This window comes from Nocardia sp. bgisy118, assembly GCF_057708605.1.
Genome location: NZ_JBYISM010000013.1, coordinates 15669 through 41043 on the forward strand (window position 1 = coordinate 15669; position 25375 = coordinate 41043).

A 25375-nucleotide genomic window follows, 5' to 3' on the forward strand; every position below is an offset into this window, starting at 1 on the left:
GTCGGCCGAGTCGACGAAATCGTCGTCGGCCGGATTGATGTCATACGTCTCTGAATTCCTCATACACCATCCATGCTGCCACGGTACGACCACCGGGCGCATTCCGTTATTCGCCGGGCGCGCTCAGCGTCCGTTCCACCAATCTTCGGCGAGCGTGCCGGTGGCGACCAGCACAGAGGGCCCGCGCAGCCATGCCGACCCGCCTTCGAGGCGCACCGTGACCGCGCCGCCGGGCACCCGGACCGTCACCTGGCCGGTGTCCTCGGCGATGCGGAAGCCATCGGCGGCCAGCGCCGCCGCGGCCGCCGCCACGGTTCCCGTTCCGCACGAACGGGTTTCGCCCACACCGCGCTCGTAGACGCGCATGTCGACCGCGCGGTCCGCGTCCAGCGGGGTCAGGATCTCGACGTTCACCCCGTGCGGGAAGAGGTCGGGGTCGTAGCCGGGCGAGACGGTCAGATCGAGCTTGCCGAGCGCCTCCGCCGACAGCCCGGCGTCCACGCAGGCCAGATGCGGATTGCCGACATCGATGCCGATCCCCGGATACGGCCAACCCGCGATGGTCGCCGTGGATTCCCCGAGTTCCTTCACCCGGCCCATCGTGACGGTCACCTCGCCCTCGACCGGGCCGCCCGCGTGCACGGTGACCGGCCGGGCGCCCGCCCTGCTGCCCACTACGTACTCCGCGCGCGGCTCGCGACCGGTCGCGGCCAGGTAGTGCGCGAAGACCCGCACGCCGTTGCCGCACATCTCGGCCAGGGAGCCGTCGGCGTTGCGGTAGTCCATGAACCAGTCGTCCGCGCCGACGCCCTCGGGCAGGTCGGCGAGCACGCCCGCGTCCCGCAGCGCACCGGCCCGCGCGACCCGCAGCACGCCGTCGGCCCCGAGACCGCGCTGCCGGTCGCAGAGCGCGGCGACACGGTCCGGGGTCAGGTCGAGCCGGACATCCTCGTCGGGCAGCACCACGAAGTCGTTCTGGGTGCCGTGCCCCTTCGTGAATTCGATGTCCGTCACGCGTGTGCTCTCCTCATGGTCGTCATCTGGCAAACGTCCGGCGCTGCCGGGAAATTTCGTACAGTGCCACCGCGGCGGCCGAGGGCGCGCCGAGCGAGCTCGCGGTGCCGCCCATCGGGATGGACACCAGGTCGTCGCACGCATCCTGCCAGGCGGCGCTCATCCCGCTGGTCTCGTTGCCGATGACCAGGATGGTGGCCTCGGTGAAATCGTGGTCGAACACCGCGTGCGTCCCGTGCTCGTCGGTGCCGACGATCCGGGTCGGAATGCCGCGCGCGATCTGGCGATCGCGCAGTTCGAGCACCTGGGCGGGCCCGGCGGCACGGTAGACGGGGACCGCGAACAGCGAGCCCGTGGAGGCACGCACCGAGTGCGGGTCGTACTGGTCGGCGCCGTGGCCGGTGACGATGACCGCGCACGCGCCGAAAGCGTCCGCCGACCGGATCAAGGTGCCGAGATTGCCCGGCGAGTTGGGCCGGTCGAACACCACGACGACCGGCGGGTCCTCGCCGGGTTCGCCGGGCTCGAAGGTCTCCAGCTCGGGCTGACGCGACATCGCGACGGCCACCAATTCCGGTACCCCGCCTGCCTTTTCGCCCAGCTCCGCCATCAACTCCGGGACCAAGCCAACCTGCGGCACGTCGGTGGTGTCGAGCACCTCCCTCGCCCAGCCGGACAGGTCCGGCGCGCCGAGCCGGTAGAGCAGCGTCTCCAGCGGCCACCCGTTGGCGAGCGCCTGGGTGATCGGGCGCACGCCCTGCACCAGGAACCGGCTGTCGCGGTGGCGCTTGGTGCGATTGTTCAGGTATGCCTGCCACACCTGCACGGAAGCGTTGCGGGTGCTGACGCGTCTGGTCACTGAGGGGTCCGTTCTGTGCTGTCGATCGCGCCCGGCGTTTCGATCGCGCGCGGCGTTCCGATCGCATGCGGTGTGTCGATTGCACTCGGTGTTTCGATCGCACTCGGCGTTTCGATCGCACGCAGCGCCGCGCCGAGCAGGTCAGGATCCGCGCCGTCCACCCAGCGCACCCGGGGATCGCGGCGGAACCAGGAGCGCTGCCTGCGCACGTAGCGGCGGGTGCCGATGAAAGTGTGTTCCTCGGCGTGGTTCAGGTCGTATTCGTTGTCCAGATAGGCGAGGACTTGCGCGTAGCCGATGGCCCTGCGCGCGGTGACGCCCTCGCGCAGGCCCTGATCGATCAGTCCGCGCACCTCGTCGACCAGTCCCGTCTCGAACATCAGCGCGGTGCGTCGCTCGATGCGCGCGTCCAGTTCGGCGGTGTCGCGGTCGACGCCCAGGATGACGGTGTTCCAGCGCGGTGCGCCGATGGTCGGCGCCGAGGCCGCGAACGGCTGCCCGGTGAGCTCGACGACCTCCAGCGCTCGCACCATGCGGCGGCCGTCGGTGGGCAGGATGGTGGCGGCCGCGACCGGATCCGCCGAGCGCAGCGCCGCGTGCACGGCGGCAACGCCGTCGTCGGCCAAGACCCGCTCCCACCGGGCGCGCACCGCCGGATCAGTGGCCGGGAACTCCCACTCGTCCAGCAGCGCCTGCACGTACATCATCGAGCCGCCCACGATGACCGGCGTGCGGCCGCGGGTCATGATGTCCTCGACGTCGGCGGTCGCCGCGCGCTGATAGGTGGCCACGCTCGCGGTCTCGGTCACCGCGAGCACGTCGAGCTGGTGGTGCGGGATGCCGCGCCGTTCCGCGACGGGCAGCTTGGCGGTGCCGATGTCCATGCCGCGGTAGAGCTGCATGGCGTCGATGTTCACGATCTCCCCGTCGAGGCGGGCCGCGAGATCGAGTCCGAGATCGGACTTGCCGGTGGCGGTGGGGCCGACCACCGCGATCGGCACGCTCATCGCACCTCCCTCTCCGGTCGCCAGACGCTCACGTGATAGCCAACTCCGAACGGCGCGTCCCGGTAGTGGGTTTCGACGGATGGGTCCGACGGATCCGCGGCGAACAGACCGCCCAGGACTTGGTAGGCGGCCCGCCCCGATACGGCCAGCTCGGCGCACAGCCCGGGATCGAGCGCGCGCAGGGCCGACCGGTCGCCCGCGCTCAGCGCGCAGTCGAGCTCGGCTTGCAGCGGAACGGCGCGCTCGTCGAGATAGCCGGGCGATTTGACGGTCAGGGTGGCGGCGCCGTCGGCGACGACGAGGACGCCGCGCGGCTCGTCGTCGGCGTCCAGCTCCGCACGTAGCTCCGCGCCGAGCTCCAGGCACCGCGCGGGGGCGGTGTCGGGCGCGATCAGACGCGCGGTGGCGCGGGCAGCCGGCGCGACGCGCCCCCGCAACCATCCGGCGATCAAGGCGGGCAACGGAAGCTGCGGATCCGGAGCGAACCCGGGCGCGTCGGCCAGCGCGACCCGCACGTCCGCGCCGAAACCGCGGAAAGTTCCCGCCGATTCCGGACCGAGCACACCGTCTGCGGTCCCGATGCCGAGCACCGTCCACCGCTGCGTCACCGCCGCCAGCTCCCCGGCGGCGTTCAACGCGGCCGCGCGCAACACGGCGGGCGGGTCGGCCGGATCCGCCCCGGCTCCGAGCGCCGCATCGCCGCCGAGTTCGGGCACCAGGATCGGCGGCGACGGGACCAGGGCCGCAATACTGAACACGCGATAAACCGTATCTGTTCGGCCCGCGGGCCCGGCGCACGGCGGTACCGAGACGCCCGCCGGTCGGCTTCGAGTGTCTGTAGCGTCAATTCGCCCCGAGATTGATAGTGTCGACATGCGACAACCCAGGTCACCAGGGGTTGTCCGCCCGGGGTTTCATCTCGGAGAGAGCGTGGATCAATGGTCTCGAGGGCTCGGACCGGGTTCAATGGGATGAGCTAGGGCGTAACCAGGCAGCCGTGACGCGCGGCAGGGACGGAGAATGATGACCGACAGCAACGGAACCGCGAAGGCCACTCCCGGCACGACACCGCGCCCCTCCGGTGCCCCGAAGCCCGGTGGCCAGAAAACTCATCCCAAGCCCCACGCGGTCAAGCCCGCACCGGGCCCAGCCGATCAGCAGCACCCGCACGCGGTGGTCGTGCCCACCGTCACCGACCCCAGCCGCTGGGGCCGGGTCGACGAGGACGGCACCGCCTGGGTGAAGACGGCCGAGGGCGAACGGATTGTCGGCTCCTGGCAGGCCGGCGACGCCGCCGAGGGCCTCGAGCACTTCGGCCGCCGCTTCGACGACCTCGCCACCGAGGTCGCGCTGCTGGAGGCGCGGCTCGCCGCGGGCGCCGACGCCCGCAAGACCAAGGCCGCCGCGCTGGCGCTGGCCGAATCGCTGCCCACCGCCGCCGTCATCGGCGACATCGACGGGCTGGCCAAGCGGCTGCAAGCTATCACCGAGCACTCCGAGGAAGCGGCCGCGCACGCCAAGGAGGAGAAGGAGCGCGCCCGCCACGAGCACACCGAGCGCAAGGAAGCGCTCTGCGCCGAGGCCGAGCAGATCGCCGCCGAATCCACCCAGTGGAAGGCCGCGGGCGACCGGCTGCGCGAGATCCTCGACGAATGGAAGTCCATCCGCGGCGTGGATCGCAAGGTCGACGACGCGCTGTGGAAGCGCTACTCCAAGGCCCGCGAATCCTTCAACCGCCGCCGCGGCGCGCACTTCGCCGAACTCGACCGCGAGCGGGCCGCCGCCAAGGGCCGCAAGGAAGAGCTGTGCGTGCAGGCCGAGGAACTGTCCGGCTCCACCGACTGGGTCGGGACCGCCGCCGTCTTCCGCGACCTGCTCGCCGAGTGGAAGGCCGCGGGCCGCGCGCCCCGCGAGGCCGACGAGGCGTTGTGGCGGCGCTTCAAGAGCGCCCAGGACGTGTTCTTCGCGGCGCGCAACGCCGCGGTCTCCGAGCGCGACGCCGAGTTCGAGTCGAACGCGTCCGCCAAGGAGGAGCTGCTGCACGCCTACGAGCACATCGACCCGGCGACCGGACTCGATGCCGCCAGGGCGCAGCTGCGCGAGCTACAGGACAAGTGGGACGCCATCGGCAAGGTGCCACGGGAACGCATCCAGGAGCTCGAGGGCAAGTTGCGGTCCATCGAGAAGCGGGTCCGCGACGCGGTGGACGCCCAGTGGCGGCGCACCGACCCCGAGGCCGTGGCGCGCGCCGCTCAGTTCCGCGAGAAGGTCGCCCAGTTCGAGGAGCAGGCGGCCAAGGCGCAGGCGGCGGGCAAGCAGCGCGACGCCGAAAAGGCGCTCGAACAGGCCAAGCAGTGGCGCGAGTGGGCCGAGGCCGCGGAGGGCGCCGTCAGCAACCGCTGACCCGCGCGCGATTCCGGTTGGCGGCCAACGTCTTTCGGCCGGGCCGGTAGCGTCGACCCGGTGCGACAGGTATGGGACGCGTGGGGCCACGTGCTGATCGTGTGGGCGTGCGCGGTACCCGCGCTGGTCGCGGCGATCGTCTCGATGACGCGATGGCGGACGCGCCGCGGGCTGACGCCGGAGCTCGCGCTGCGGTACACAGCGGCTGAGGTGGGCCTGGTCGCGGGCACCTTGCCCTGGGTGTGGATGATCCTGACACCGGTGGCGGGCGAAGGCGCGGTCAGCCTGGTGCCGCTGCGGGATCTCGTCGCGACGCTGAGCGATTCGCCGTCGAGCGCGGTCGTCCAAATCGGCGCGAACACACTGCTGTTCGTGCCGCTCGGCTTCTTCCTTCCGCTGCGCCTGCCCTGGTTCACGGGCGTCGCGCGGATGACCTCGCTCGGTGCGGCGGTGTCCGCGACGCTGGAAATCGCGCAGTACGTGTTCGATCTCGGCCGCGTGTCCTCCGTGGACGACGTGCTGATGAACGCCGCGGGCGCGGGCTTGGGCGCGCTGCTGGCCCGGATCCATGTCGCGCGACGCGAGGCCGGTCGCTCACGCAGCGCTCGCGTGCTCGCTCAGCTGGGCTGGGCTGCTTGACGCAGCCCGCTCGAGGTGACGGCTCGCCCGTGTGACAGGCGAGGCCCGGCAGTGCTCAGGAGTCGCCGAGCAGCCTGCGGCGGTCGCGTTCCTCGGCGGCCGCCGCGGCATTGCGGCGCTGTTCCTCGGCGGCCAGGTGCACGGACGTGCGGCTCCACACCACGCGGATCCAGTGGAAGGTCAGCACCATGATGGCCAGCGTGCCGACGATCAGGCCGATGCCGGGGCCCGCGCCGACGTAGTTGCCGAGGCCCGGGGTCTGGCGGTGCCAGATCGAGAAGACGCCGAACACGCTGCCGATGGCCGAACCCGCGACCGCGATCCAGGCCAGCACCCAGCGCCGGGTCATCAACGCCAGCAACGAGAAGCCGATGCCGAACACCACGACGAACCAGACGAAAATGCGCGAGGGCAGCCCGATGTGCTCGATCCCGGTGACGTCGGTGTCGAGCAGCACGTCGAAGCCGCGCGCGCTGCCCGCGTGCGACAGCACCAGCGAGAACAGCAGCACGAACACCGCGCCCGCCACCACCATGGCGCGCACGCCGGGATCGATCTCCCCGGCCAGGCGTCGCTCGACAGCGTCGAGCTCGGCACGGAACTGCTCGAAATCCTTGCTCTCGACCGAGCTCACGGCGCTGTCGTCTCCTTCTGCATGGTCGGCGTGTGGCTTGTCCGCGTCCACTGTGCCAGCACCGTCGGCCGCCGCGTCATCCGACCCACTACGCGCGGTAGTACCGGGCTCGGCTTCGGGCGTCGCGCCGCTCCCAGCGGCGTCGGCCGCGCCCCGCACGGAATCGTCGGGGCCCTGGCGTGGGGTCTCGTCGTCTCCCGCGGCGGGGCGCGCGCTCATGCCTGCGCCTCGCCGGCGCTCGGCTCCGGCATGCGCAGAGCGCGCTGGCACATGATTCGCTCGCTACGCTCGCTCATGCGTCGCAGCCCGTCGCGCAGCCGGAGGCGACCGGCTCCTTGGCAGGCGCGCCGATCTGCGGCAACCCGAGGCCGACGCCGATGGGCGCGGTCTTCGGCGTGACGCCGCGCTCGTGCGCGTCGCCCGCCCGGGTCCTGCGGTGGGTCTTGATCGGGGCGTCCGCGATCAGGTGGTGCGGCGCGGCCTCGGTGATGTCGACGGTGATCACGTCGCCGGGGCGCACCGGCTCGGCGGTGCCGCCGGGCCGGAAGTGCACCAGCCTGCCGTCGCGGGCCCGCCCGCTCATCCGCGCGGTCGCGGCGTTCTTCTTGCCCGCGCCGTCCGCGACGAGCAGCTCCACCTCGGTGCCGATCAGCGCGCGGTTGGCCTCCAGCGAGACCTCCTCCTGCAGCGCGATCAGCCGGTCGTAGCGTTCCTGGACCACCTGCTTGGGCAGCTGGTCGGGCATGTCGGCGGCGGGCGTGCCGGGCCGCTTCGAGTACTGGAAGGTGAACGCGCTGGTGAAGCGGGCCTGGCGCACCACGTCCAGCGTCTCCTGGAAGTCCTCCTCGGTCTCGCCGGGGAAGCCGACGATGATGTCGGTGGTGATGGCCGCGTGCGGCATGGCCGCGCGGACCTTCTCGATGATGCCCAGGTAGCGCGCCTTGCGGTAGGAGCGTCGCATGGCCTTGAGCACCCGGTCCGACCCGGACTGCAACGGCATGTGCAGCTGCGGGCAGATGTTCGGCGTCTCGGCCATCGCCTCGATGACGTCGTCGGTGAACTCGGCCGGGTGCGGCGAGGTGAACCGGACGCGCTCGAGACCGGCGATGCCGCCGCAGGCGCGCAGCAGCCTCGCGAACGCGCTGCGGTCGCGCGGCTCGTCCGGGTCGACGAAGTTGACGCCGTAGGAGTTCACGTTCTGACCCAGCAGCGTCACCTCGAGCACGCCCTGATCGACCAGCGCCTGCACCTCGGCGAGCACGTCGCCGGGACGGCGGTCCACCTCCTTGCCGCGCAGCGACGGCACGATGCAGAACGTGCAGGTGTTGTTGCAGCCCACCGAGATCGACACCCAGCCCGCGTACGCGGACTCACGCTTGGCGGGCAGCGTCGACGGGAAAGCCTCCAGCGATTCCAGGATCTCGACCTGGGCCTCTTCGTTGTGCCGCGCCCGTTCCAGCAGCACCGGCAGCGAGCCGATGTTGTGCGTGCCGAACACCACGTCCACCCACGGCGCCTTGCGCACGACGGTGTCACGGTCCTTCTGCGCCAGGCAGCCGCCGACCGCGATCTGCATGCCCGGCCTGTCCGCCTTGATCGGGGCGAGGTGGCCGAGGGTGCCATAGAGCTTGTTGTCGGCGTTCTCGCGCACCGCGCACGTGTTGAAGACCACGAGGTCCGCCGTCGCCCCCGGCGCGGCCTTCACATAGCCCGCGTCCTCCAACAGGCCGGACAAGCGTTCGGAATCGTGCACGTTCATCTGGCACCCGAAGGTGCGGACCTCGTAACTGCGCACTCCCGCCACAACCTGTCCGATCGAATCCACCCATCCAGGGTACGGGGGCCCGTCGAGCGGGTTTCGAGCGCATCGCCGCAGGCTCCGGGCCTCGTCGCGGTCCGGTGCCGGAGACGGCCGAGACATTACAGAGCTGTGACGTTTCGGCGTGGCGGACCGGTGTGTCGCCGAAACCGGGGCAAATTCGGTTTTTCCCCTTAAGGTCAAGGACCATGACCGACGCCGCCGCCGCGCCCGACACGACCGGGGACGCCACGAGCTTGGACAAGGGCCCCGCCACCAGCGCGCCGCCGATGATCTCGATGCGCAAAGTGGACAAGCACTTCGGTGATCTGCACGTCTTGCGCGATATCAATCTCGAGGTCCCCAAGGGACAGGTCGTCATCGTTCTCGGCCCCTCGGGTTCCGGGAAATCGACCCTGTGCCGCACCATCAACCGGCTCGAGCCGATCGACTCCGGCGACATCGCCGTCGACGGCGTGCCGCTGCCCGCGGAGGGCAAGGCGCTGGCCGCGCTGCGCGCCGACGTCGGCATGGTGTTCCAGTCGTTCAACCTGTTCGCGCACAAGACCATCGTCGAGAACGTGATGCTCGCGCCGATCAAGGTGCGCAAGGTCAAGAAGGACGCGGCGCGAACCCGCGCCATGGAACTGCTCGAGCGGGTCGGCATCGCCAACCAGGCCGAGAAGTACCCGGCTCAGCTGTCCGGCGGCCAGCAGCAGCGCGTGGCCATCGCCCGCGCGCTGGCGATGAACCCGAAGGTGATGCTGTTCGACGAGCCGACCTCGGCGCTGGACCCCGAGATGGTCAACGAGGTGCTCGAGGTGATGGTCTCGCTGGCCAAGGACGGCATGACGATGCTGGTGGTCACCCACGAGATGGGCTTCGCGCGCCGCGCGGGCAACCGGGTGCTGTTCATGGCCGACGGTCAGGTGGTCGAGGACACCGAGCCCGAAACCTTCTTCACCGCACCGAAATCCGAGCGCGCCAAGGACTTCCTGGGCAAGATTCTCAGTCACTGACCCACCCGGCACAGACGACGGCATCGACAGTCACACAAGGAGTTAGGAACTCGATGAGGATCAATCGTGCACTTCGACTCGGGGTCGGGGCGATCGCCCTGGCTTTGGCCGCCACCGCCTGCGGCGGCGGTGACGAGGGCAGCGCCCTCGACCACGCCAAGGAAGGCAAACTGACCATCGGTATCAAGTTCGACCAGCCGGGTCTGGGTCTGCGCACCAAGGACGGCTCCTACACCGGCTTCGACGTCGAGGTCGCCAAGTACGTGGCAGGAAAGCTCGGCGTGCAGCCGGATTCCATCACCTTCAAGGAATCGCCGACGCCGCAGCGCGAGACGCTGATCGAGAACGGTCAGGTCGATTTCATCGTCGCCACCTACTCGATCAACGACAAGCGCAAGGAGAAGGTCGATTTCGCGGGCCCGTACTACGTGGCGGGCCAGTCACTGCTGGTGAAGGCCGACAACACCGACATCACCGGCGTCGAATCCCTCACCGGCAACAAGAAACTCTGCTCGGTGAAGGGCTCCACGCCCGCGCAGAACGTCAAGGAGAAGTACGCCAAGGACGTTCAGCTGCAGGAGTTCGACACCTACTCGCTGTGCGTCGAGGCGCTGCGCAACGGCTCGGTCGACGCGGTGACCACCGACGACATCATCCTGGCCGGTTTCGCCGCGCAGTCGCCCGGCCAGCTGAAGGTGGTCGGCAAGCCCTTCACCACCGAGAACTACGGCATCGGCCTGAAGAAGGGTGATCAGGAGACCCGGGACAAGATCAACGACGCGATCGAGGCGATGATCGCCGACGGCTCGTGGGCCAAGGCGATCGAGCAGACCGTCGGCGGCGCCGGCTTCACCCCCTCGCCCGCTCCGCAGGTGAACCGCTACTGAGATTCGTGACGCGGGTGGTCCGGGGTGATCCTCCGGGCCACCCGCTCGGCTCACCCCCGATGAACCACGCCACACCGATGGGAGGGACGCGCCCGCCGTGTTCGATCTGATCTCGGAATACGACACCAAGATCCTGGAAGCCTTCTGGGTCACGATCAAATTGACCGCGTTCTCCGCGGTCGGGGCGCTGATACTCGGCACGATCGTCGCCGCGATGCGCGTGTCCCCCGTACCGGTCGCCCGCTGGCTGGGCACCGCCTATGTCACGATCTTTCGCAACACCCCGCTCACGCTGATCATTATCTTCTGCTCGCTGGGCCTGTACTCGACGCTGGGCTGGAAGATCGCGGGCGATTCGATCACCGACAACAACTACCGCTGGGCCATCATCGGCCTGAGCGTGTACACCGCCTCGTTCGTCTGCGAGTCGCTGCGCGCGGGCATCAACACGGTGCCGCTCGGCCAGTCCGAGGCGGGCCGCTCGCTCGGCTTCGGCTTCACCCAGAACCTGCGGCTCATAGTGCTTCCGCAGGCCTTCCGGTCCGTGATCGCGCCGCTGGGCAGCGTGCTCATCGCGTTGACCAAGAACTCCACCATCGCCGCGGCGATCGGTGTCGCCGAGGCCGCCAACCTGATGGCGGAGATGATCGAGACCGAGGCCGCGCTGCTCGCCATCGGCGCGATCTTCGCGCTCGGGTTCGTCATCATCACCCTGCCAACGGGCCTGCTGTTCGGCTGGCTCGCCAAGCGATACGAGGTCGCCCGATGAGCGAACGGAGTGAGCGAATCATGTGCCAGCGTGCCGTGCACATGCCGGAGCCGAGCGTCAGCGAGGTGCAGGCATGAGTGCCAGCGCTTCCGTCCTCTTCGACGCGCCGGGACCGAAGGCACGGCTGCGTAACATCATCTATTCGTTGGTGGTGCTCGTCCTCGTCCTGGTGGCCGGGTTCCTGCTCTTCCTCGCGTTCTACCGACAGGGTCAGTTCGCTGCGGAAAAGTGGGAGCCGTTCCTGGACAGCGACGTCTGGTCGACCTACCTGTTGCCCGGTCTGCGTGGCACCGTCGTCGCGGCGGTCATCTCGATCGTCTTCGCGATGGCGATCGGCATGATCTTCGGCATCCTGCGACTGTCCGACCATCGTCCGGTGCGGCTGGTCGCCGGCGCGATCGTCGAATTCGCCAGGGCCATCCCGGTGTTGATCCTGATGATCTTCCTGTTCGCCCTCTACAGCGAATACGACCTGTTCAAGTCCGACGACCTCGCGCTGGCCGCGGTGGTGACGGCGCTGACGATCTACAACGGCTCGGTGATCGCGGAGATCGTGCGCGCGGGCATTCGTTCGCTGCCCAAGGGCCAGACCGAGGCCGCCGTCGCGCTCGGGATGCGCAAGAACCAGCTGATGCGACTGATCCTGCTGCCACAGGCCATCACCGCGATGCTGCCCGCGCTGGTCTCGCAAATGGTTGTCGCGCTGAAGGATACGGCGCTGGGCTACCAGATCACCTACGTCGAGATCGTTCGCTCGGGCCAGCAGCTCGGCGCGTCGGAGCAGAACACGCTGCCCTCGCTGATCGTCGTGGCGATCATCATGATCGCGCTGAACAGCACGCTGACGATGGTGGCGACCAGGCTGGAGCGGAGGTTGCGGGCGCGCAAGCGCACCAAGGGCGGGACCGTCCTCGCCGCGGATTCGATCATCACGGATGCCGCTCCCGGCGTCGACGTGGTGAAGAAGCCGTAGACCTGCACGCGTAAGGCGTTAGCGGACAAGCAAATTCGGGAGAGAAGCGGGAGCGCACCGGCCTCGGTGGGCCACCGTTTCTCTCCCGTTCGTTTTCCGGGATCGACGCTCGGCTCCCGAAGTGGCCCTATGCGGAGTACCGGTAGAAACCCTCGCCGGTCGCGATGCCGAGTTTGCCCTTGTCGATGTAGTTGTCCTTGAGCCAGGCCGCCAGGCGCTGGGCGTCCGCGTCGCCGTGCGCCAGGATGTTGTAGGGGGTCGTGAGGCCGATGACGTCGAGGATCTGGAACGGGCCCATCGGCGCGCCGGTGGCGATCCGCCACGTCTTGTCGACGGCCTCCGGGTCGGCGTAGCCGCCCGCGCCGAGCGCCATGGCCGAGTTCAGGAACGGCACGAGCAGCGAGTTGAGCACGTAACCCGCCTTCTCCTTGTGCACTTCGATCGGGACCATGCCGATCGCCTCGGCGAAATCGACGAGGGCGCGGAACACCGCGGGGTCGGTGTCGGTCGTGCCCATGATCTCGGCGGTGTTGAACTTCCACACCTGGTTCGCGAAGTGCAGCGCCAGGAACTTGTCCGGGCGGCCGGTGGAGTCCTTGATGTCGCTCGGCAGCAGGGTCGAGGAGTTCGTCGCGAAGATGGTCCGCTCGGGGGCGACCTCGCCGAGGTGGCCGTAGATCTCCTGCTTGAGGGTCAGCACCTCGGGCACCGCCTCGATCACCAGATCGGCGTCCTTCACCGCTTCGGCGAGCTCGGTGGTGAGCGCGATGCCCGACGCGGTCTGCTCCGCCTTGCCGCCCGCGGCGCCCGGCACCTCGGCCACATAGACCGCGGCGAGTTTGGCGAACCGCTCCCGCGCGGCCTCGAGCGCGGGTTCGTTGATGTCGTAGGCCGTGACGTCGAAGCCGCGGAACGCGGTCTGGTAAGCGATCTGCGAACCGAGCACCCCGGTCCCCAGGACTGTCACCTTACGAATATCGATGGCCATACTCGTTCTCCTCCCTCGTCACGGGGCACGGTCCGCCCCGGAATGTGCACGGCAGCGAGACGAAACCCCTGAGCGCCGGCCCCTTCGGCGTCGGAGCCACGGCGCGCGGTTCGCCGCGCGGTACGACCCCACTCTCCGTGGACTCCATACCCCCATCATGGCCCCGCGTGCGCCGGCGCGCCGACGAACGACCGACCGGTATCGGATAAATCGACCGGACCCGAGTAACGATTCGGCAAACCTCGGGGGACGGCCCTGGGCGGTACCGCGGCGGGGCCGTGATGGCCCCGCCAGCCTGCCACACCGGCGCTCACGCGCGGACGCCGGATCAGTCCGGCGGATCGCCCGCCTCGTCGAGCGGCTCCGCGCTCCAGTCGGCATGGGCGAGTTCGGCTTTCACCACGGTGAAGGCCGTGGATTGGCGGTAGCCACGGCGGGCGAGCATGCCGACGAGGCGGCGAATGGCCTTGTCGCGGTCCAGATCCCGAGGCAGGGTGCGAAGTTTGCGGCGCACCAATTCAGCGGCGCGGGACTCTTCGTCGTCGGAGCTGATCGCCTCCAGGGCGGGCGCGGCGTCGGAAGGCGCGACGCCCTTGCGGCGCAGCTCCTGGGCGAGTGCCTGTTTGCCCTTGCCGGAGAAGGCGTGCCGGGAGTGGACCCACTGTTCGGCGAAGGCCGCGTCGTCGACGAGACCGACCTCGGCGAGGCGGTCGAGCGCGCGCTCGGCGATCTCGGCGGTGAAACCCTTGGCGGCCAATCGTTGCGCCAGTTCGGCGCGGCTGCGGGCGCGGACGGCGAGCAGACGAAGACACGCCTCCTTCGCCTGCTCGACCGTCCCGCCTTCGGGGGTGCGTTCCGACGTCGACCGGCTCGCGCCCGCCTCCGCCTCCAGCGCATCCCCTGCGGATCCGGCCGCCACCGGATCCACCCGTCGGCCGGTGTTTCGACCGGTCTCGACCGTCCGGGAGTCGTTACGGCGGGAATCGTTCCGCCGTCCGCGCCGGGACGAGTGGGAGGACCCGGTCGAGCCCGCCCGCTGCGGATCGGGCGCGCTCGACCGGGTTCCCAGGATGTCCGCGTCGGCCGAACCACCATCGGCCGACCGGACCGGTCCCGGCTCCCGTACGCCGGGGCGAGGTCCGTGGCGTTCCACGGATCGCCCGTCGGCGGACAGGAGTTCGTGCAGCCGGCGCCGCATGTCGTGCACCGGATCGGGCCGATCGGCGGCTCGATCGGTACGGCGCCGAATCGACGCGCTCATGCCTTCGCCCGGCCGACCGGAGGTGGACTCAGAAATCGGCGGGCACCTCGCCCGCGGCATCCGCGGTGACGTCGGCGCCGATACCGAGCTTCTCCTTGATCTTCTTCTCGATCTCGTCGCGCACGTCGGTGTTCTCCAGCAGGAACTTGCGGGCGTTCTCCTTGCCCTGGCCCAGCTGGTCGCCCTCGTAGGTGTACCAGGAGCCCGACTTGCGGATGAAGCCGTGCTCGACACCCATGTCGATGAGCGAGCCCTCCTTGGAGATACCGTGCCCGTACAGGATGTCGAACTCGGCCTGCTTGAACGGCGGCGAGACCTTGTTCTTGACGACCTTCACCCGGGTGCGGTTGCCGACCGCGTCGCTGCCGTCCTTGAGGGTCTCGATGCGGCGCACATCCAGGCGCACCGAGGCGTAGAACTTCAGCGCCTTACCACCGGTGGTGGTCTCGGGGGAGCCGAACATGACGCCGATCTTCTCGCGCAGCTGGTTGATGAAGATGGCGGTGGTGCCGGAATTGTTCAGCGCGCTGGTCATCTTGCGCAGCGCCTGGCTCATCAGGCGAGCCTGCAGACCGACGTGGCTGTCGCCCATCTCGCCCTCGATCTCGGCGCGCGGCACCAGCGCGGCGACGGAGTCGATGACGATGATGTCGATGGCGCCGGAGCGCACCAGCATGTCGGCGATCTCCAGCGCCTGCTCACCGGTGTCGGGCTGGGAGACGAGCAGCGCGTCGGTGTCGACGCCGAGCTTGCGAGCGTAGTCCGGGTCGAGGGCGTGCTCGGCGTCGATGAACGCGGCGACGCCGCCCGCCGCCTGCGCGTTGGCTACCGCGTGCAGCGCGACGGTGGTCTTACCCGAGGACTCCGGGCCGTAGATCTCGACGACGCGGCCCCGCGGCAGACCGCCGATGCCGAGGGCGACGTCCAGCGCGATGGATCCGGTCGGAATCACCGAGATGGGCTGACGCGCCTCCTCGCCGAGCCGCATCACCGCGCCCTTGCCGAAGCTCTTCTCCACCTGGGCGAGGGCGAGCTCGAGCGCCTTGTCGCGGTCGTACGCCTGTGGTGCCATGTCCTTGGTCCCCTTTTCGACGGGTGAGTCTCTCGATCTGTGGTTGGCGCCCACAGTAGAGGGCGGCACCGACAAGTTCTGACGACAAGACTAGACGAACAAGTGTTCGAGTCAAGCGACGCGCCCCGCGACACGCGCCGCTTCTTCCGCGACCGGCAATTTCCGCGCTATCCGCCGGCGAGCACCGGCCGCCCGCGATTCGCGCTAGCGCTGCGGCAGTACCGCGTCGTCCTCCTCCGGGCCGCGCGGACCGAAGATGCGGCGTTCCGATTCGGCGATGGGGACGTCGTTGATGCTGGCCTCGCGCCGCGACATTCGCCCGTCCGGCGCGAACTCCCACTGTTCGTTGCCGTAGCTGCGCCACCACCGGCCGGATTCGTCGTGCCATTCGTACTGGAACCGCACGGCGATGCGGTTGCCGTCGAACGCCCACAGGTCCTTGCGCAGCGCGTACCCGTTCTCCTTGGCCCACTTCCTGGTCAGGAAGTCGACGATGGCCGCACGCCCGGTGAAGAACTCGTCGCGGTTACGCCACACGGAATCCTCGGTGTAGGCGGCCGCGACGCGTTCGGGGTCACGGGTGTTCCAGGCGTGCTCGGCGGCACGCACTTTGGCCTCGGCGGAGGCGCGGTCGAACGGCGGAAGTGGAGGTCGCATGGGTTCATCCTTTCGAGCGGAGACAGTTCCGGCGGGCTTCGGCGGTTCCCCTGGAATCCACAACCACTGTCAACCGTTTCAGCAGTTAGAACGTAGTCGGCGCGATCCGATGACGTCAACCCAATGATCTTGAATTGATTGGTTAGAAAGGTGGTGATCCTCATGACACCCCGAGACGGCTCGATACCCTCAGGCATGCTCGATCCACGCCCTCACGTCGGCGAACCGCTGGCGCTCGACCTGCTGAACACGCGGTGGATCCAGAACGGACCGCAGGATCTGCTCACCGACGTGGCGGGCCTGCGCGTCTGGCTGACCGCCGCGAACCTGGCCGATCGAGCACCCGCCGACGAGCGGACACTGGCCGCGGTGCTGACCGCGCGCAGCGCGATCCACGACGCCATCCAGCACGGTGCGCACGGGGCGCTCAACGACGTGCTCGAGCACGGCAGGATCAAGCGCCGCCTCACCGACGACGGCCCGGACGACCTGCCCGACGTGACCGACCCGGCCTGGCTGCCCGGCTGGCTGGCGGCGGAGAACCTGCTGCAACTGATCGCCAAGGCGCCGGACCGGATTCGCCAGTGCGCGCACCCGCAGTGCGTGCTGTTCTTCTACGACACGTCCAAGAACGGCACCCGCCGCTGGCATTCCATGGCCACCTGCGGCAACCGCACCAAGGCGGCCAGGCACTACGGCAAGAAGACCTGAGCGGTCCGAGACCCGTGCGCCGAAGGACCCCGGCTCAGAAGAGTTCGTCGAGCAGCCGGTAGTAGTCCAGCCGCCGCTTGTCCGGCGCGTCGAGCCCGTAGGCGGCGAAGAAGGCGCGCACCTCGCCGTCGCCGAAATCCTCGCGCAGGTCGCGTTCGGCCAGGGCGAGGTCGCGGTAGCGATCCGCGACGCCGAGGCCGCCGACGTCCAGCAGGGTGCCGTTCTCCAGCACGTTCGGCGGCGTGAAATCGCCGTGCGCCACCACCAGGTCCTCGGTCTCCGGACGCTCGGCGACCAACCGATCCAGGACCTGTCCGGGATCGAGGTGGGCGTTGTCGTCGTCGAAATCGTCCGGATCGACCAGCCCTTCGAGCACGTGCCTGCGCGCCAGCGCCAGCGCGGTGTCGAGCCTGCCGTCGAACGGGCATTCCGCGACGGGCAGCGCGTGCAGCCGCCGCAGCAGTTCGCCCATGACCGTGCCGATCGACGGCGACGCCGCGGCGCGGTCGGAGCGGTCGCGCGCGGCCAGGCTCGGCGCGCCCGCGTCGCCGAGCACGAGGACGTCCTCGGCGAAGGCGGCCACCTCCGGCACCTGGATTCCCCTGGCGCGCAACCAGTTCAGGCGATCGTGCTCGGCGGTCGCGCGCGGGCCCCGCTTGACCCAGTAGGCGCCGTTCACCAGGGCGACGCCGCCGCTGAGACCCTCGTGCTCGTCCGAGAACTCCGGGTTCGCGCCGACCACCGCCAGCACGGCGGGCGGCAGCGGGATCGGCAGCTCCGCGAGGCCGTCCAGCGCGGTGCGGGTCGATTCGATCAGCTCGATGTCGCCCTCGGCGACCCGTAGTCGCAGCGCCTCGGTCAGCAGTTCGCGGGCCTCGTCGAGGCGGCCTTGTTCGGCCAGTGCCTTGCCCAAGTGCTGGGCGGCGAACGACAGTGCCTCGGCGTCGGTGCCGCGGGCGTCCTCGACGGCTCGCCGGTAGAGGATTTCGGCGGTCGGCGCGTCACCGCGATACCGGTACACGTCGGCCAGGTTGATCCAGACCGAGAGTTGCTGACGCGGGGCGCGGGCCAGCTCGAGTGCCCGATCCAGGTGGTCGAGCGCCTCGTCGTGGCGGCCGAGCAGCATCAGTTCGAGACCGGTCTGCCGGAAGCTCGCGAAATCGTCCGGATGCGCCTGCGCCACGCGGGCGGCGAGTCCTTCCGGGTCGACGGGGACCATGCGCAGTCGCTCGTCGAATCGGTACGGCCGCCGCTCGGCCACCGGGTCGGGGGCGGTCACCACCGCACCTTCGGTATGTCGAAGTCGGCGCACAGCGCGCGCCACACATCCCGTGGATCGATCCCGGCCTCGATGGCGGCGGCGCCGGTCCGGCCGCCCAGGGAGGGGATCACGTGGTCGGTCAGCAGCGCGTCACCGCGCGCCACGCCGAATTCGGTATGCAACAGCTCCTGGAACTCAGTCAACCGCACCGTATTCAAGATACTCCGGTCCCCGCCGGCGCGGATCCAGTGGGCGCAGCGGAGGCGGAGAGGCGCCTCAAGGGGCGAGCACGCCCTCGCGCACCCGATGACACAGCTCCACCGGGTCGGTGACCTCCGCGATGCTCATGGCCGCTTCCTCGGCGGCGGCCGTGTAGCGCGGGTGATCGAGCACGGCGAGCACCGCGGCGCGCACGGATTCGACGGTCAGCGGACGCACCACGATCGAACTGCCTTGGCGTGCCGCGCGATTGGCCAGTTCCCACTGGTCGCCACCGCCCGGCACGGTGACGACGGGGACACCGGCGAGCAGCGACTTGGCGAGCAAGCCGTGGCCGCCGCCGCCGACCACGACGGCCGCGTGGCCGAGCAGCTCGTCCTGGCGGCCGAGTCCCGCGGTGGCCCAGGACGGCAGCCCGGCCGGCGGGGTGTCGATCATGGAGACGGCGATCCGGACACCGGCGCCGTCGAGCGCCTCGAGCACGGTCTCGACCATGCCCGTCACGCCCGTGTGCGCGGTGGACGGCGCGACCATGACCAGCGGACCGTCGCCCGGCGGCGGCGCGAGGATGTCGTCCGTGGGCTCCCACAGCAACGGGCCGACGACGTGGGCGTTGTCCGGCCAGTCGGGGCGCGGCACCTCCAGTGCGGGCAGGGTGGCCAGCAGGCGGGCGGCGGGGCCGGGATCGGCGGCGGGCAGTCCCACGCTCGCGCGGGCCTTCTCCCGCTGGCGCAGGCCGTTGCGGATCGCCCGCGACGTCATCGCGCGCAGCATCCGGTCGCGCAGCTCGCCGCGCAGGCCCTCCCCCACCGCGAGCCCACTGCCGATCGGCGGCAAACCTTTCGACGGCAGATACAGCGGATGCGGCGAGAGCTCGACCCACGGCACGCCGAGCCGTTCGGCGGCCATGCCGCCGCCCGCGGTGAGCACGTCGGAGACCACCAGCTCCGGCAGCATCGCGCTCAGGTCGGGCAGGATCTCGGTCGAGATGTGTGCGGCGCGCTCGTGGATGCGCCGGCCCGCGTCTCCGTCGTCGTCGACGGCGCGCGGCGCGAGACCCTTGAGCCTGCGCACCGGGATGCCCGCGTTCTTCGCGGAGTCGAACCAGCGGGGCCCGGTGAACAGCACCGGCTCGTCGCCCGCGGCCAGGAACCGGTCGCACAGCGCCAACGCCGGAAAGGCATGTCCCGGATCGGGACCGGCAACGACGGCAACACGCATCAGCCCAGCCTGCCACACTGGCCTTCCGAACCGACGGCGCCCGCCCCGAGTTGGCGAGCAGGGCGAGGGCGTTCACCGCGCCGCCATCGGCGCGCCATCCGCCCGACCGATGCCGAAGTCATTCTGGTCCAGACCATTTCGACGGTTCGTGCCGGGACCGGACGTACGCGACCACGGATGCGGTAGCCGGATTCGCTCAGCCGAAGTAGTACAGCTCGAATCCCACCGCGCGCTCGGCGGGGAACCCTTCCTTGGGACCGGTGGCCATGTCGACGATGGCTTTCACCTGGTGGGCGAGCGGCTCGGGGCTGAGCACCTCCAGGTAGCGGCGGTGTTCGGACAGGGAGGCGGCCGCCTGCTCGACGGTGGCGGTGACATCGACGGCGTGCGTCGCGACCGGCCCGACGACCGCGGCCCAGCGCGGCGACCACGGCGGCAGATCGGCCAGTTCCGGGAAGATCCATTCGTTGCCCGCGTCGGAGACGGCATCCAGCCCCGCCCGGCCGACGGCGCGGTGATCGGCGCTGTTGGCGTAGCCGGGCGCCCAGGTGTCGCCGAAGTTGAACAGCACCAGCATCTCCGGGCGGTGCCTGCGGATCGCGGCGGCGAGATCGCGGCGCAGCTCGAGGCTCTCCTGCACCCGGCCGTCCGGATAACCGAGGAATTCCACCTGGTCGACGCCGACCACCTTCGCCGAGGCGATCTCCTCGGCCTGGCGCAGCGGTCCGGCTTCGGCAGGCGGCATTCCGGCGATACCCGCTTCGCCGCTGGTGACGAGCACGTAGCGAATGTCCTTGCCCTGTCCCGTCCACCGCGCGACGGCCGCCGCGGCGCCGTATTCGATGTCGTCGGGGTGCGCCACGATCACCAAGCCGCGCTGCCAGTCCTCGGGAACCTGCTCCATGGCACCCATTGAAACACCCGAGATCCGCACGGGCGCAAACGCGCAGCCGAGCCCGAAAACGGCCGGGAACCGGGTCCGGGTAGCCAGCCCGATCGGTGCTGCGGTAGACAGTGTGGCCATGACGAAGCTCACACGCGCCGCCGCCGTCCTCGGTCTTGCGCTCATCGCACTCTTCAGCCCCGGCCCGCTGACCGCGGCCCCCGCCAAAGCCGACCCGCTACCCAGGGTGTTCTTCGACGTGTCCGTGGAGGGCATCCCCACCGGCCGCATCGTCATCGAGCTGCGCTCCGACGTGGTGCCCGAGACCGCCGAGAACTTCCGGGCACTGGCCACCGGCGAGCAGGGCTTCGGCTACAAGGGGTCGACGTTCCACCGCGTGATCCCCGGATTCATGGCACAGGGCGGCGATTTCACCAACGGCGACGGCACCGGCGGCAAGAGCATCTACGGTCCGACGTTCGCCGACGAGAACTTCCAGCTGACCCACGCCGCTCCCGGCACGGTCAGCATGGCCAACCGCGGGCCGGGCACCAACGGCTCGCAGTTCTTCATCACCATGAAGGACACCCCGTGGCTGGACGGTAAGCACGTGGTGTTCGGCTCCGTGGTCGAGGGCCTGGACGTGGTGCACGCGATCGAGCAGGTCGGCTCGCCCTCCGGCACTCCCGGCCGCAAGGTCGTGATCGACAACAGCGGGCAGCTCTGACCCCAGAACCGGCAACGGGCCGTGCGCCATCCTCCCGGATGACGCACGGCCCGTTGGCTTTTCGCACTACAGCTTGCTGACCGTCGAGTTGTCCGAGCCCGACACCGCCTTGTACAGCAGGTACAGGCCGAACACCACCGCGCTGATCACCAGAATCGGGAACAGCCCCTTGATCAGCGCACCGATGATGGCGAGCGCGATCCAGACGACCGCGACGACACCGATGATCTTCCACAGCATTTCCAGCCTCCCGGAGGTCTCTCCCGAACCGCCGTCCGGCGATCCGATACCTCCATGCTGACAGCCCCGGGGCGATAAATCACCAGGTCAGCAGCGATATCCGGGTGCAAATCAGGGTTCACCCCGATCGGTTCGGGGGGTGCGCCCGGAGGTTACCGCGGCAGACCGGGCGGTGGCGGGGAGACCGCGATGGCGGGACGGTCTGCGACCTCGGTCAGCGCCTGCGCCCAGCCGTCCAGGCGATCCGCCGCGTGCCGCAATTCCGCGACGATGCCGTCGAATCGATGTGCCACGACAGTGGTTTCGGGCACCGCGAGGACGCGGCTCGCGGCCGCGACGACCAGCTCGTATTCGGCGATACCAGATTCCAGCCTGGTCAACGCGAATCGCACGTCGCCGGTGAGAGAGGCAGTGGCCTCCGGATTGGTCCGGCCGACCACGGCGGCGGCGCTCTCCATCTGAACGATGTCGGCGGCGAGAGCGTGCAGCGCGGCGGCTCCGGAGGCGGCCGTCTCGACCATTTCGGTGAATTCCTCGTCGGGCAGCCGGCGCGAGGCGGCGATCTGCGCGGCGAGCCCGTGCATCGCCCGTTCGGCCTGTACCAGGCGGGCGATCGGGGCGCGGGCGGCCGAGCGCGCGGGCGGCTGTTTGCGCGGCAGGAAAGCGGCCTGCGGCAACGGGGATCGGCGCAGCCGCAGATAGCGCCGCGCGCTGAGCGCGGTCCCGGTGACGAACGCGATCGCGCCGCCGCCGAGCACGACCACCGCCCAGGCGGGCGCCGAGACGACGACCAGACCGACCGCGCCCGCGGTGGTCAGCCCGGAGACGGTGCCGAGCTGATAGCTGCGCCGCCGGGCGCGGCGACGCTTACGGAGTTCCCGCTCGCGCGGGTCGGCCCAGCGGCGCACCGAGACCAGCGCGTGTTCGCTCATGTCGCGCAGCGTGTCCGGCAGTCGTTCGCTCATGCCTGCACCTCGCTGACGCTCGGCTCCGGCATGCGCGAAGCGCGCTGGCACACGATTCGCTCACTCCGTTCGCTCATGCGCTTTCCTCACACCGTTCGAGCCGGATCGCAGTCGGGACCCGGGCGGGACGGCGCTGTGCGCGTGTCGCGGCCGCGGGGCGTGACGAGGACACCCCTCGGCGTTGCACGGTCTCGCGCGTGCCCGCGTCCTTCACCGCACCGGTCCTTGCCTGCATCGAGCCGCTACTGCTGGGCGGCCTGGCCCTTGTTCATCTGCGGCTGCGCCGGATTCGCCTGCGTCTGAGCGGGATTGATGGCGGACTGGCCGCCGCCCGCGGGCAGCGCCTCGCCGCGCATCGAGGCGCGGATCTGCTCGAGCTTGCTGTGGCCCGCCATCTGGATGCTGGCCTGCTGCACCTCGAGCATGCGGCCCTGCACCGAGTTCTGCGCGAGCTCCGCGGCGCCGAGCGCGTTGGCGTAGCGGCGCTCGATCTTCTCGCGCACCGCGTCGAGGCTCGGGGTGGTGCCCGGCGCCGACAGCGTCGAGTCCATCTGCTGCAGCGACGCGGAGACCTGCTCCTGCATCTTGGCCTGCTCCAGCTGGCTGAGCAGCTTGGTGCGCTCGGCGACCTTCTGCTGCAACAGCATCGCGTTCTGCTCGACCGCCTTCTTGGCCTGCGCGGCGGCCTGCAGCGACTGGTCGTGCAGCACCTTCAGGTCCTCGACGGACTGCTCGGCGGTGACCAGCTGGGCGGCGAACGCCTCGGCGGCGTTGGTGTACTGGATCGCCTTCTCGGTGTCGCCCGCGGCGGTGGCCTGGTCGGCGAGCAGAACGGCCTGGCGCGCGTTGGCGTTGAGCTTCTCGACCTCGTCGAGCTGGCGGTTCAGCTTCATCTCCAGCTGACGCTGGTTGCCGATGACCGAAGCGGCCTGCTGCGACAGAGCCTGGTGCTGGCGCTGAGCTTCCTCGATAGCCTGCTGAATCTGCACCTTCGGATCCGCGTGCTCCTCGATCTTGGAATCGAAGAGGGCCATCATGTATTTCCAGGCCTTGACGAACGGATTAGCCATCGATTGATCCCGCCTCCATCTGATGTACCGCTTGACGCGGCCCGGGTACACGACCCTCGCGCACCCGCTTGTGCCTATCCTCCACCATGCGGCACCTGGACCGGGGCATCCCGGCCCAACCGACGCCTACTACAGAATCTATCCGTTTTCGGCGTCGGCCCGCAGCGTTGCCCGCGGCTGGGCGTCCAGTGTTCTGTTGTCAGTTGCTCTTCACCAGGACGAGCATGTCGGCCTTCGGCGCCCGAATGACGATTCGGGTGTCCTCGGCGATGTGCGGACGGGCAGCCGACATGGACGCGGACGCCGGAGCCATGGCGGGCTCCTGCGCCGGGGCGACCTCGGCGGATTCCGCAACGGCGGCCGTCTGCTCGGCCTCGTCGGCGGATGCCGCGGCGGGCTGGGCGGCCTCGCCTGCCGGAACACCGTCGACGCCCGCCATGATCGTGCTCACATCCCATAACACCCGCGACAACGGCACATCCAGTGCGGCGCATATCGCGGCGAGCAGCTCGCTCGACGCCTCCTTGCGGCCCCGCTCGACCTCCGAGAGATACCCCAGGCTCACGCGCGCCGAGGTGGACACTTCCCGCAGGGTCCGGTGCTGGGCGAGACGTGCACGCCGCAGACTGTCCCCGATCGCCTCTCGCAGCAGCGTCATCTCGATCTCCTTCGCTCCGAACACCGGGCGCAGCTTCGCGCAGTCGCCTGGCGCGCACCGTTCTTTCTGGCACAACGTCCCGGGGCGGCCCATTGGTTCCCGGCGGGCGAACTCGTCGAGCGATTCCTCGCGCGCCGCGCTCAGCCGCCCTGAACGCACCGAAGCAGCTCCCGCACCGCGTTCTCGGTTGCGGTGAGTCTGATGGTCCACCGGTCGCCGGACAGTTGCAACCGCATCACCTCGGTGTGCCACGGACTGGACAGCCCGAGGAAGACGGTGCCGACCGGGTGCCCGTCCTGGCTGTCGGGGCCGGCGACACCGGTCAGGCCGATACCCCAGTCGGCGACGCAGCGGGTGCGGGCGCCGACGGCGAGCTGCTCGGCGGTGCTCGCCGCCACCGGTCCCTCGGCGGCGAGCAGGTCCGCGCTGACCCCGGCCAGGCTGCTCTTGAGGTCGGTGGCGTACACCACCAGTCCGCCGCGCAGCACCACGCTCGCGCCAGGCACACCGGCGATGGTCGCGGCCACCAGCCCGGCGGTGAGCGATTCGGCCGTGGCCACGGTCTGGCGGGCGGCCACCAGGGCGCGCACCAGCTCGTCGGCGGGAACGGACGCGGTCAGCGGATCAGTCATGCCCGCGAGCCCGGCCGGAGCCGCCCGCGAACCACACCCGCGCGGCCTGCCCGACGTAGTCGAGACCGGTGACGACCGTCAGCACCACGGCCAGGTACATCAGCGCCATGCCCGCGACCTCGAAGCCGCCGGACAGCGGCAGCAGCAGCACCCCGATGGCCAGCGACTGCACCAGCGTCTTCAGCTTGCCGCCGCGCCCCGCGGGGATCACCCCGCGCCGCACCACCAGCAGCCGCAGCACCGTGACGCCCAGTTCACGCCCGCAGATCACCAGGGTGATCCACCAGGCCAGGTCGCCGAGCACGGACAGTCCGATGAGGGCCGCGCCGATCAGCGCCTTGTCGGCGATCGGGTCGGCCAGTTTGCCGAAATCGGTGACCAAGCCGTACTTGCGGGCCAGCTGCCCGTCGAAACGGTCGGTGATCGCGGCCAGCGCGAACAGCGCGGCGGCGGCGATCCGCCATCCGGTCTGGTGCCCGCCGCCCGCGAACAGCGCGACGACGAACAGCGGAACGATGGCGATGCGCGCCATGGTCAGCACGTTCGCGATGTTCATCAGCGGCACCGCGGTGGCGGCCGGGGCGGCCGCGAAACCGGCGCCGGAGGGTTCCGCTCCGGGACGCAGCACGGCCGCGTCGGGCCAGCGACGATCGATCTCTTCGGGCTGCACGCTCATGCCCTCGCCTCGAGGGTGCGCGATCCGAAGACGGCCACGTCTCCATCCGGTTGCGCTACCCCGGCGCGATGCGGTGAGCGGAACGACAGGATGTGCGGCACATGTTCAGACTATCGGTAAGCGCGCCGACTA

General features: G+C 69.9%; 28 protein-coding genes. 8 read left to right on the forward strand and 20 right to left on the reverse strand.

Translation table 11 applies throughout. The features are described 5' to 3' along the window. Window positions 1-123 precede the first annotated feature (123 nt). From dapF to AC3EO7_RS17645, 4 genes are read right to left on the reverse strand one after another with little or no spacing between them, the layout of a single operon-like run. On the reverse strand, window positions 124-1005 hold the full coding sequence (dapF, locus tag AC3EO7_RS17630; protein ID WP_435591883.1) for a diaminopimelate epimerase: 882 nt from the start codon (window positions 1003-1005) through the stop codon (window positions 124-126). Window positions 1006-1036: 31 nt separating this feature from the next. Further along, window positions 1037-1873, reverse strand: coding sequence for a TrmH family RNA methyltransferase (locus tag AC3EO7_RS17635; RefSeq protein ID WP_431969139.1), 837 nt, complete (start codon window positions 1871-1873; stop codon window positions 1037-1039). Further along, complete coding sequence (miaA, locus tag AC3EO7_RS17640; protein ID WP_435591785.1) at window positions 1870-2880, reverse strand: tRNA (adenosine(37)-N6)-dimethylallyltransferase MiaA; 1011 nt, start codon at window positions 2878-2880, stop codon at window positions 1870-1872. Before miaA ends, AC3EO7_RS17635 begins: the two co-directional genes overlap by 4 nt. After that, window positions 2877-3638: a class III extradiol ring-cleavage dioxygenase family protein gene (locus tag AC3EO7_RS17645; RefSeq protein WP_435591786.1), complete on the reverse strand. Its 762-nt coding sequence runs from the start codon at window positions 3636-3638 to the stop codon at window positions 2877-2879. The genes miaA and AC3EO7_RS17645 overlap by 4 nt, the downstream gene beginning before the upstream one ends. Window positions 3639-3903: 265 nt before the next feature. On the opposite strand from AC3EO7_RS17645, the gene AC3EO7_RS17650 reads away from it, so the two are divergent. Together AC3EO7_RS17650 and AC3EO7_RS17655 are read left to right on the forward strand one after the other, a co-directional pair. After that, complete coding sequence (locus AC3EO7_RS17650; RefSeq protein WP_431969145.1) at window positions 3904-5283, forward strand: DUF349 domain-containing protein; 1380 nt, start codon at window positions 3904-3906, stop codon at window positions 5281-5283. A gap of 60 nt (window positions 5284-5343) precedes the next feature. Then, on the forward strand, window positions 5344-5922 hold the full coding sequence (locus tag AC3EO7_RS17655) for a VanZ family protein (RefSeq protein WP_435591787.1): 579 nt from the start codon (window positions 5344-5346) through the stop codon (window positions 5920-5922). A 55-nt stretch (window positions 5923-5977) separates the two neighbouring features. Here the strand turns inward: AC3EO7_RS17655 and AC3EO7_RS17660 are convergent, their stop codons facing one another. Beyond that, window positions 5978-6556 carry an Rv2732c family membrane protein gene (locus AC3EO7_RS17660; protein ID WP_431969532.1) on the reverse strand — a complete coding sequence of 193 codons (579 nt, stop codon included), beginning with the start codon at window positions 6554-6556 and terminating at the stop codon, window positions 5978-5980. Window positions 6557-6848: 292 nt separating this feature from the next. Then, window positions 6849-8381 (reverse strand): tRNA (N6-isopentenyl adenosine(37)-C2)-methylthiotransferase MiaB, encoded by a 1533-nt coding sequence (gene miaB / locus AC3EO7_RS17665; protein ID WP_431969149.1) that lies wholly within the window; start codon window positions 8379-8381, stop codon window positions 6849-6851. A 263-nt stretch (window positions 8382-8644) separates the two neighbouring features. Between miaB and AC3EO7_RS17670 the strand changes: the two genes are divergently transcribed. From AC3EO7_RS17670 to AC3EO7_RS17685, 4 genes are all read left to right on the forward strand, one after another. Continuing rightward, entirely contained in the window at window positions 8645-9373 is a 729-nt protein-coding gene (locus AC3EO7_RS17670; RefSeq protein ID WP_431969533.1) for an amino acid ABC transporter ATP-binding protein, read from the forward strand. A gap of 53 nt (window positions 9374-9426) precedes the next feature. Then, window positions 9427-10260 (forward strand): glutamate ABC transporter substrate-binding protein, encoded by an 834-nt coding sequence (locus AC3EO7_RS17675; protein WP_431969151.1) that lies wholly within the window; start codon window positions 9427-9429, stop codon window positions 10258-10260. 97 nt (window positions 10261-10357) lie between these two features. Next, on the forward strand, window positions 10358-11029 hold the full coding sequence (locus tag AC3EO7_RS17680) for an amino acid ABC transporter permease (protein WP_435591788.1): 672 nt from the start codon (window positions 10358-10360) through the stop codon (window positions 11027-11029). A 73-nt stretch (window positions 11030-11102) separates the two neighbouring features. Continuing rightward, on the forward strand, window positions 11103-12002 hold the full coding sequence (locus tag AC3EO7_RS17685; RefSeq protein ID WP_431969155.1) for an amino acid ABC transporter permease: 900 nt from the start codon (window positions 11103-11105) through the stop codon (window positions 12000-12002). Between the two features lie 127 nt (window positions 12003-12129). Here the strand turns inward: AC3EO7_RS17685 and AC3EO7_RS17690 are convergent, their stop codons facing one another. From AC3EO7_RS17690 to AC3EO7_RS17705, 4 genes are all read right to left on the reverse strand, one after another. After that, a complete protein-coding gene (locus AC3EO7_RS17690; RefSeq protein WP_431969157.1) occupies window positions 12130-12990 on the reverse strand; it encodes a 3-hydroxyacyl-CoA dehydrogenase in 861 nt (286 codons plus the stop codon). A 328-nt stretch (window positions 12991-13318) separates the two neighbouring features. Next, window positions 13319-13882, reverse strand: coding sequence for a recombination regulator RecX (gene recX, locus AC3EO7_RS17695; RefSeq protein WP_431969534.1), 564 nt, complete (start codon window positions 13880-13882; stop codon window positions 13319-13321). 397 nt (window positions 13883-14279) lie between these two features. Beyond that, entirely contained in the window at window positions 14280-15323 is a 1044-nt protein-coding gene (recA, locus tag AC3EO7_RS17700; protein WP_067841747.1) for a recombinase RecA, read from the reverse strand. Between the two features lie 204 nt (window positions 15324-15527). Further along, window positions 15528-15980, reverse strand: coding sequence for a nuclear transport factor 2 family protein (locus AC3EO7_RS17705; RefSeq protein WP_431969159.1), 453 nt, complete (start codon window positions 15978-15980; stop codon window positions 15528-15530). A gap of 195 nt (window positions 15981-16175) precedes the next feature. Between AC3EO7_RS17705 and AC3EO7_RS17710 the strand changes: the two genes are divergently transcribed. Then, on the forward strand, window positions 16176-16691 hold the full coding sequence (locus AC3EO7_RS17710; RefSeq protein WP_435591789.1) for a CGNR zinc finger domain-containing protein: 516 nt from the start codon (window positions 16176-16178) through the stop codon (window positions 16689-16691). Window positions 16692-16725: 34 nt separating this feature from the next. On the opposite strand, the gene AC3EO7_RS17715 is transcribed toward AC3EO7_RS17710, so the two are convergent. From AC3EO7_RS17715 to AC3EO7_RS17730, 4 genes are all read right to left on the reverse strand, one after another. Beyond that, window positions 16726-17970 carry a phosphotransferase gene (locus tag AC3EO7_RS17715; RefSeq protein ID WP_435591790.1) on the reverse strand — a complete coding sequence of 415 codons (1245 nt, stop codon included), beginning with the start codon at window positions 17968-17970 and terminating at the stop codon, window positions 16726-16728. Next, complete coding sequence (locus AC3EO7_RS17720; protein WP_431969165.1) at window positions 17967-18161, reverse strand: DUF3046 domain-containing protein; 195 nt, start codon at window positions 18159-18161, stop codon at window positions 17967-17969. Before AC3EO7_RS17720 ends, AC3EO7_RS17715 begins: the two co-directional genes overlap by 4 nt. Before the next feature lie 67 nt (window positions 18162-18228). Then, window positions 18229-19392 carry a glycosyltransferase gene (locus AC3EO7_RS17725; protein ID WP_431969167.1) on the reverse strand — a complete coding sequence of 388 codons (1164 nt, stop codon included), beginning with the start codon at window positions 19390-19392 and terminating at the stop codon, window positions 18229-18231. A 196-nt stretch (window positions 19393-19588) separates the two neighbouring features. Next, the gene (locus AC3EO7_RS17730; RefSeq protein WP_431969169.1) at window positions 19589-20296 is read right to left on the reverse strand and encodes a PIG-L deacetylase family protein; all 708 of its coding nucleotides are present in this window, start codon (window positions 20294-20296) and stop codon (window positions 19589-19591) included. A gap of 118 nt (window positions 20297-20414) precedes the next feature. Here AC3EO7_RS17730 and AC3EO7_RS17735 point away from each other — a divergent pair, with 118 nt between their 5' ends. Beyond that, window positions 20415-21002 (forward strand): peptidylprolyl isomerase, encoded by a 588-nt coding sequence (locus AC3EO7_RS17735; RefSeq protein WP_435591791.1) that lies wholly within the window; start codon window positions 20415-20417, stop codon window positions 21000-21002. Window positions 21003-21068: 66 nt separating this feature from the next. Here the strand turns inward: AC3EO7_RS17735 and AC3EO7_RS17740 are convergent, their stop codons facing one another. The 6 genes from AC3EO7_RS17740 to pgsA all read right to left on the reverse strand — a co-directional run bounded on the left by AC3EO7_RS17740 (window position 21069) and on the right by pgsA (window position 25243). Then, window positions 21069-21242: a hypothetical protein gene (locus tag AC3EO7_RS17740; RefSeq protein ID WP_169810825.1), complete on the reverse strand. Its 174-nt coding sequence runs from the start codon at window positions 21240-21242 to the stop codon at window positions 21069-21071. A gap of 152 nt (window positions 21243-21394) precedes the next feature. After that, window positions 21395-22207 carry a phage shock envelope stress response protein PspM gene (gene pspM / locus AC3EO7_RS17745; protein ID WP_435591792.1) on the reverse strand — a complete coding sequence of 271 codons (813 nt, stop codon included), beginning with the start codon at window positions 22205-22207 and terminating at the stop codon, window positions 21395-21397. A gap of 242 nt (window positions 22208-22449) precedes the next feature. Further along, window positions 22450-23277: a PspA/IM30 family protein gene (locus AC3EO7_RS17750; RefSeq protein ID WP_431969175.1), complete on the reverse strand. Its 828-nt coding sequence runs from the start codon at window positions 23275-23277 to the stop codon at window positions 22450-22452. Window positions 23278-23476: 199 nt separating this feature from the next. After that, window positions 23477-23935 carry a helix-turn-helix domain-containing protein gene (locus tag AC3EO7_RS17755; protein ID WP_431969177.1) on the reverse strand — a complete coding sequence of 153 codons (459 nt, stop codon included), beginning with the start codon at window positions 23933-23935 and terminating at the stop codon, window positions 23477-23479. A gap of 140 nt (window positions 23936-24075) precedes the next feature. Beyond that, complete coding sequence (locus AC3EO7_RS17760) at window positions 24076-24567, reverse strand: CinA family protein (RefSeq protein ID WP_431969179.1); 492 nt, start codon at window positions 24565-24567, stop codon at window positions 24076-24078. Beyond that, window positions 24560-25243 carry a CDP-diacylglycerol--glycerol-3-phosphate 3-phosphatidyltransferase gene (pgsA, locus tag AC3EO7_RS17765; protein WP_435591793.1) on the reverse strand — a complete coding sequence of 228 codons (684 nt, stop codon included), beginning with the start codon at window positions 25241-25243 and terminating at the stop codon, window positions 24560-24562. Before pgsA ends, AC3EO7_RS17760 begins: the two co-directional genes overlap by 8 nt. Between the last annotated feature and the right edge of the window lie 132 nt (window positions 25244-25375).

Coding starts and splice junctions, on each gene's coding strand:
- miaA (WP_435591785.1), bottom strand. CDS start 2,880: ATGAGCGTGCCGATCGCGGTGGTCGGCCCCACCGCCACCGGCAAGTCC.
- AC3EO7_RS17650 (WP_431969145.1), top strand. CDS start 3,904: ATGACCGACAGCAACGGAACCGCGAAGGCCACTCCCGGCACGACACCG.
- AC3EO7_RS17670 (WP_431969533.1), top strand. CDS start 8,645: ATGATCTCGATGCGCAAAGTGGACAAGCACTTCGGTGATCTGCACGTC.
- AC3EO7_RS17675 (WP_431969151.1), top strand. CDS start 9,427: ATGAGGATCAATCGTGCACTTCGACTCGGGGTCGGGGCGATCGCCCTG.
- AC3EO7_RS17685 (WP_431969155.1), top strand. CDS start 11,103: ATGAGTGCCAGCGCTTCCGTCCTCTTCGACGCGCCGGGACCGAAGGCA.
- AC3EO7_RS17690 (WP_431969157.1), bottom strand. CDS start 12,990: ATGGCCATCGATATTCGTAAGGTGACAGTCCTGGGGACCGGGGTGCTC.
- recA (WP_067841747.1), bottom strand. CDS start 15,323: ATGGCACCACAGGCGTACGACCGCGACAAGGCGCTCGAGCTCGCCCTC.
- AC3EO7_RS17705 (WP_431969159.1), bottom strand. CDS start 15,980: ATGCGACCTCCACTTCCGCCGTTCGACCGCGCCTCCGCCGAGGCCAAA.
- AC3EO7_RS17710 (WP_435591789.1), top strand. CDS start 16,176: ATGCTCGATCCACGCCCTCACGTCGGCGAACCGCTGGCGCTCGACCTG.
- AC3EO7_RS17725 (WP_431969167.1), bottom strand. CDS start 19,392: ATGCGTGTTGCCGTCGTTGCCGGTCCCGATCCGGGACATGCCTTTCCG.
- AC3EO7_RS17730 (WP_431969169.1), bottom strand. CDS start 20,296: ATGGAGCAGGTTCCCGAGGACTGGCAGCGCGGCTTGGTGATCGTGGCG.
- AC3EO7_RS17735 (WP_435591791.1), top strand. CDS start 20,415: ATGACGAAGCTCACACGCGCCGCCGCCGTCCTCGGTCTTGCGCTCATC.
- AC3EO7_RS17740 (WP_169810825.1), bottom strand. CDS start 21,242: ATGCTGTGGAAGATCATCGGTGTCGTCGCGGTCGTCTGGATCGCGCTC.
- pspM (WP_435591792.1), bottom strand. CDS start 22,207: ATGAGCGAACGACTGCCGGACACGCTGCGCGACATGAGCGAACACGCG.
- AC3EO7_RS17750 (WP_431969175.1), bottom strand. CDS start 23,277: ATGGCTAATCCGTTCGTCAAGGCCTGGAAATACATGATGGCCCTCTTC.
- AC3EO7_RS17755 (WP_431969177.1), bottom strand. CDS start 23,935: ATGACGCTGCTGCGAGAGGCGATCGGGGACAGTCTGCGGCGTGCACGT.
- AC3EO7_RS17760 (WP_431969179.1), bottom strand. CDS start 24,567: ATGACTGATCCGCTGACCGCGTCCGTTCCCGCCGACGAGCTGGTGCGC.
- pgsA (WP_435591793.1), bottom strand. CDS start 25,243: ATGAGCGTGCAGCCCGAAGAGATCGATCGTCGCTGGCCCGACGCGGCC.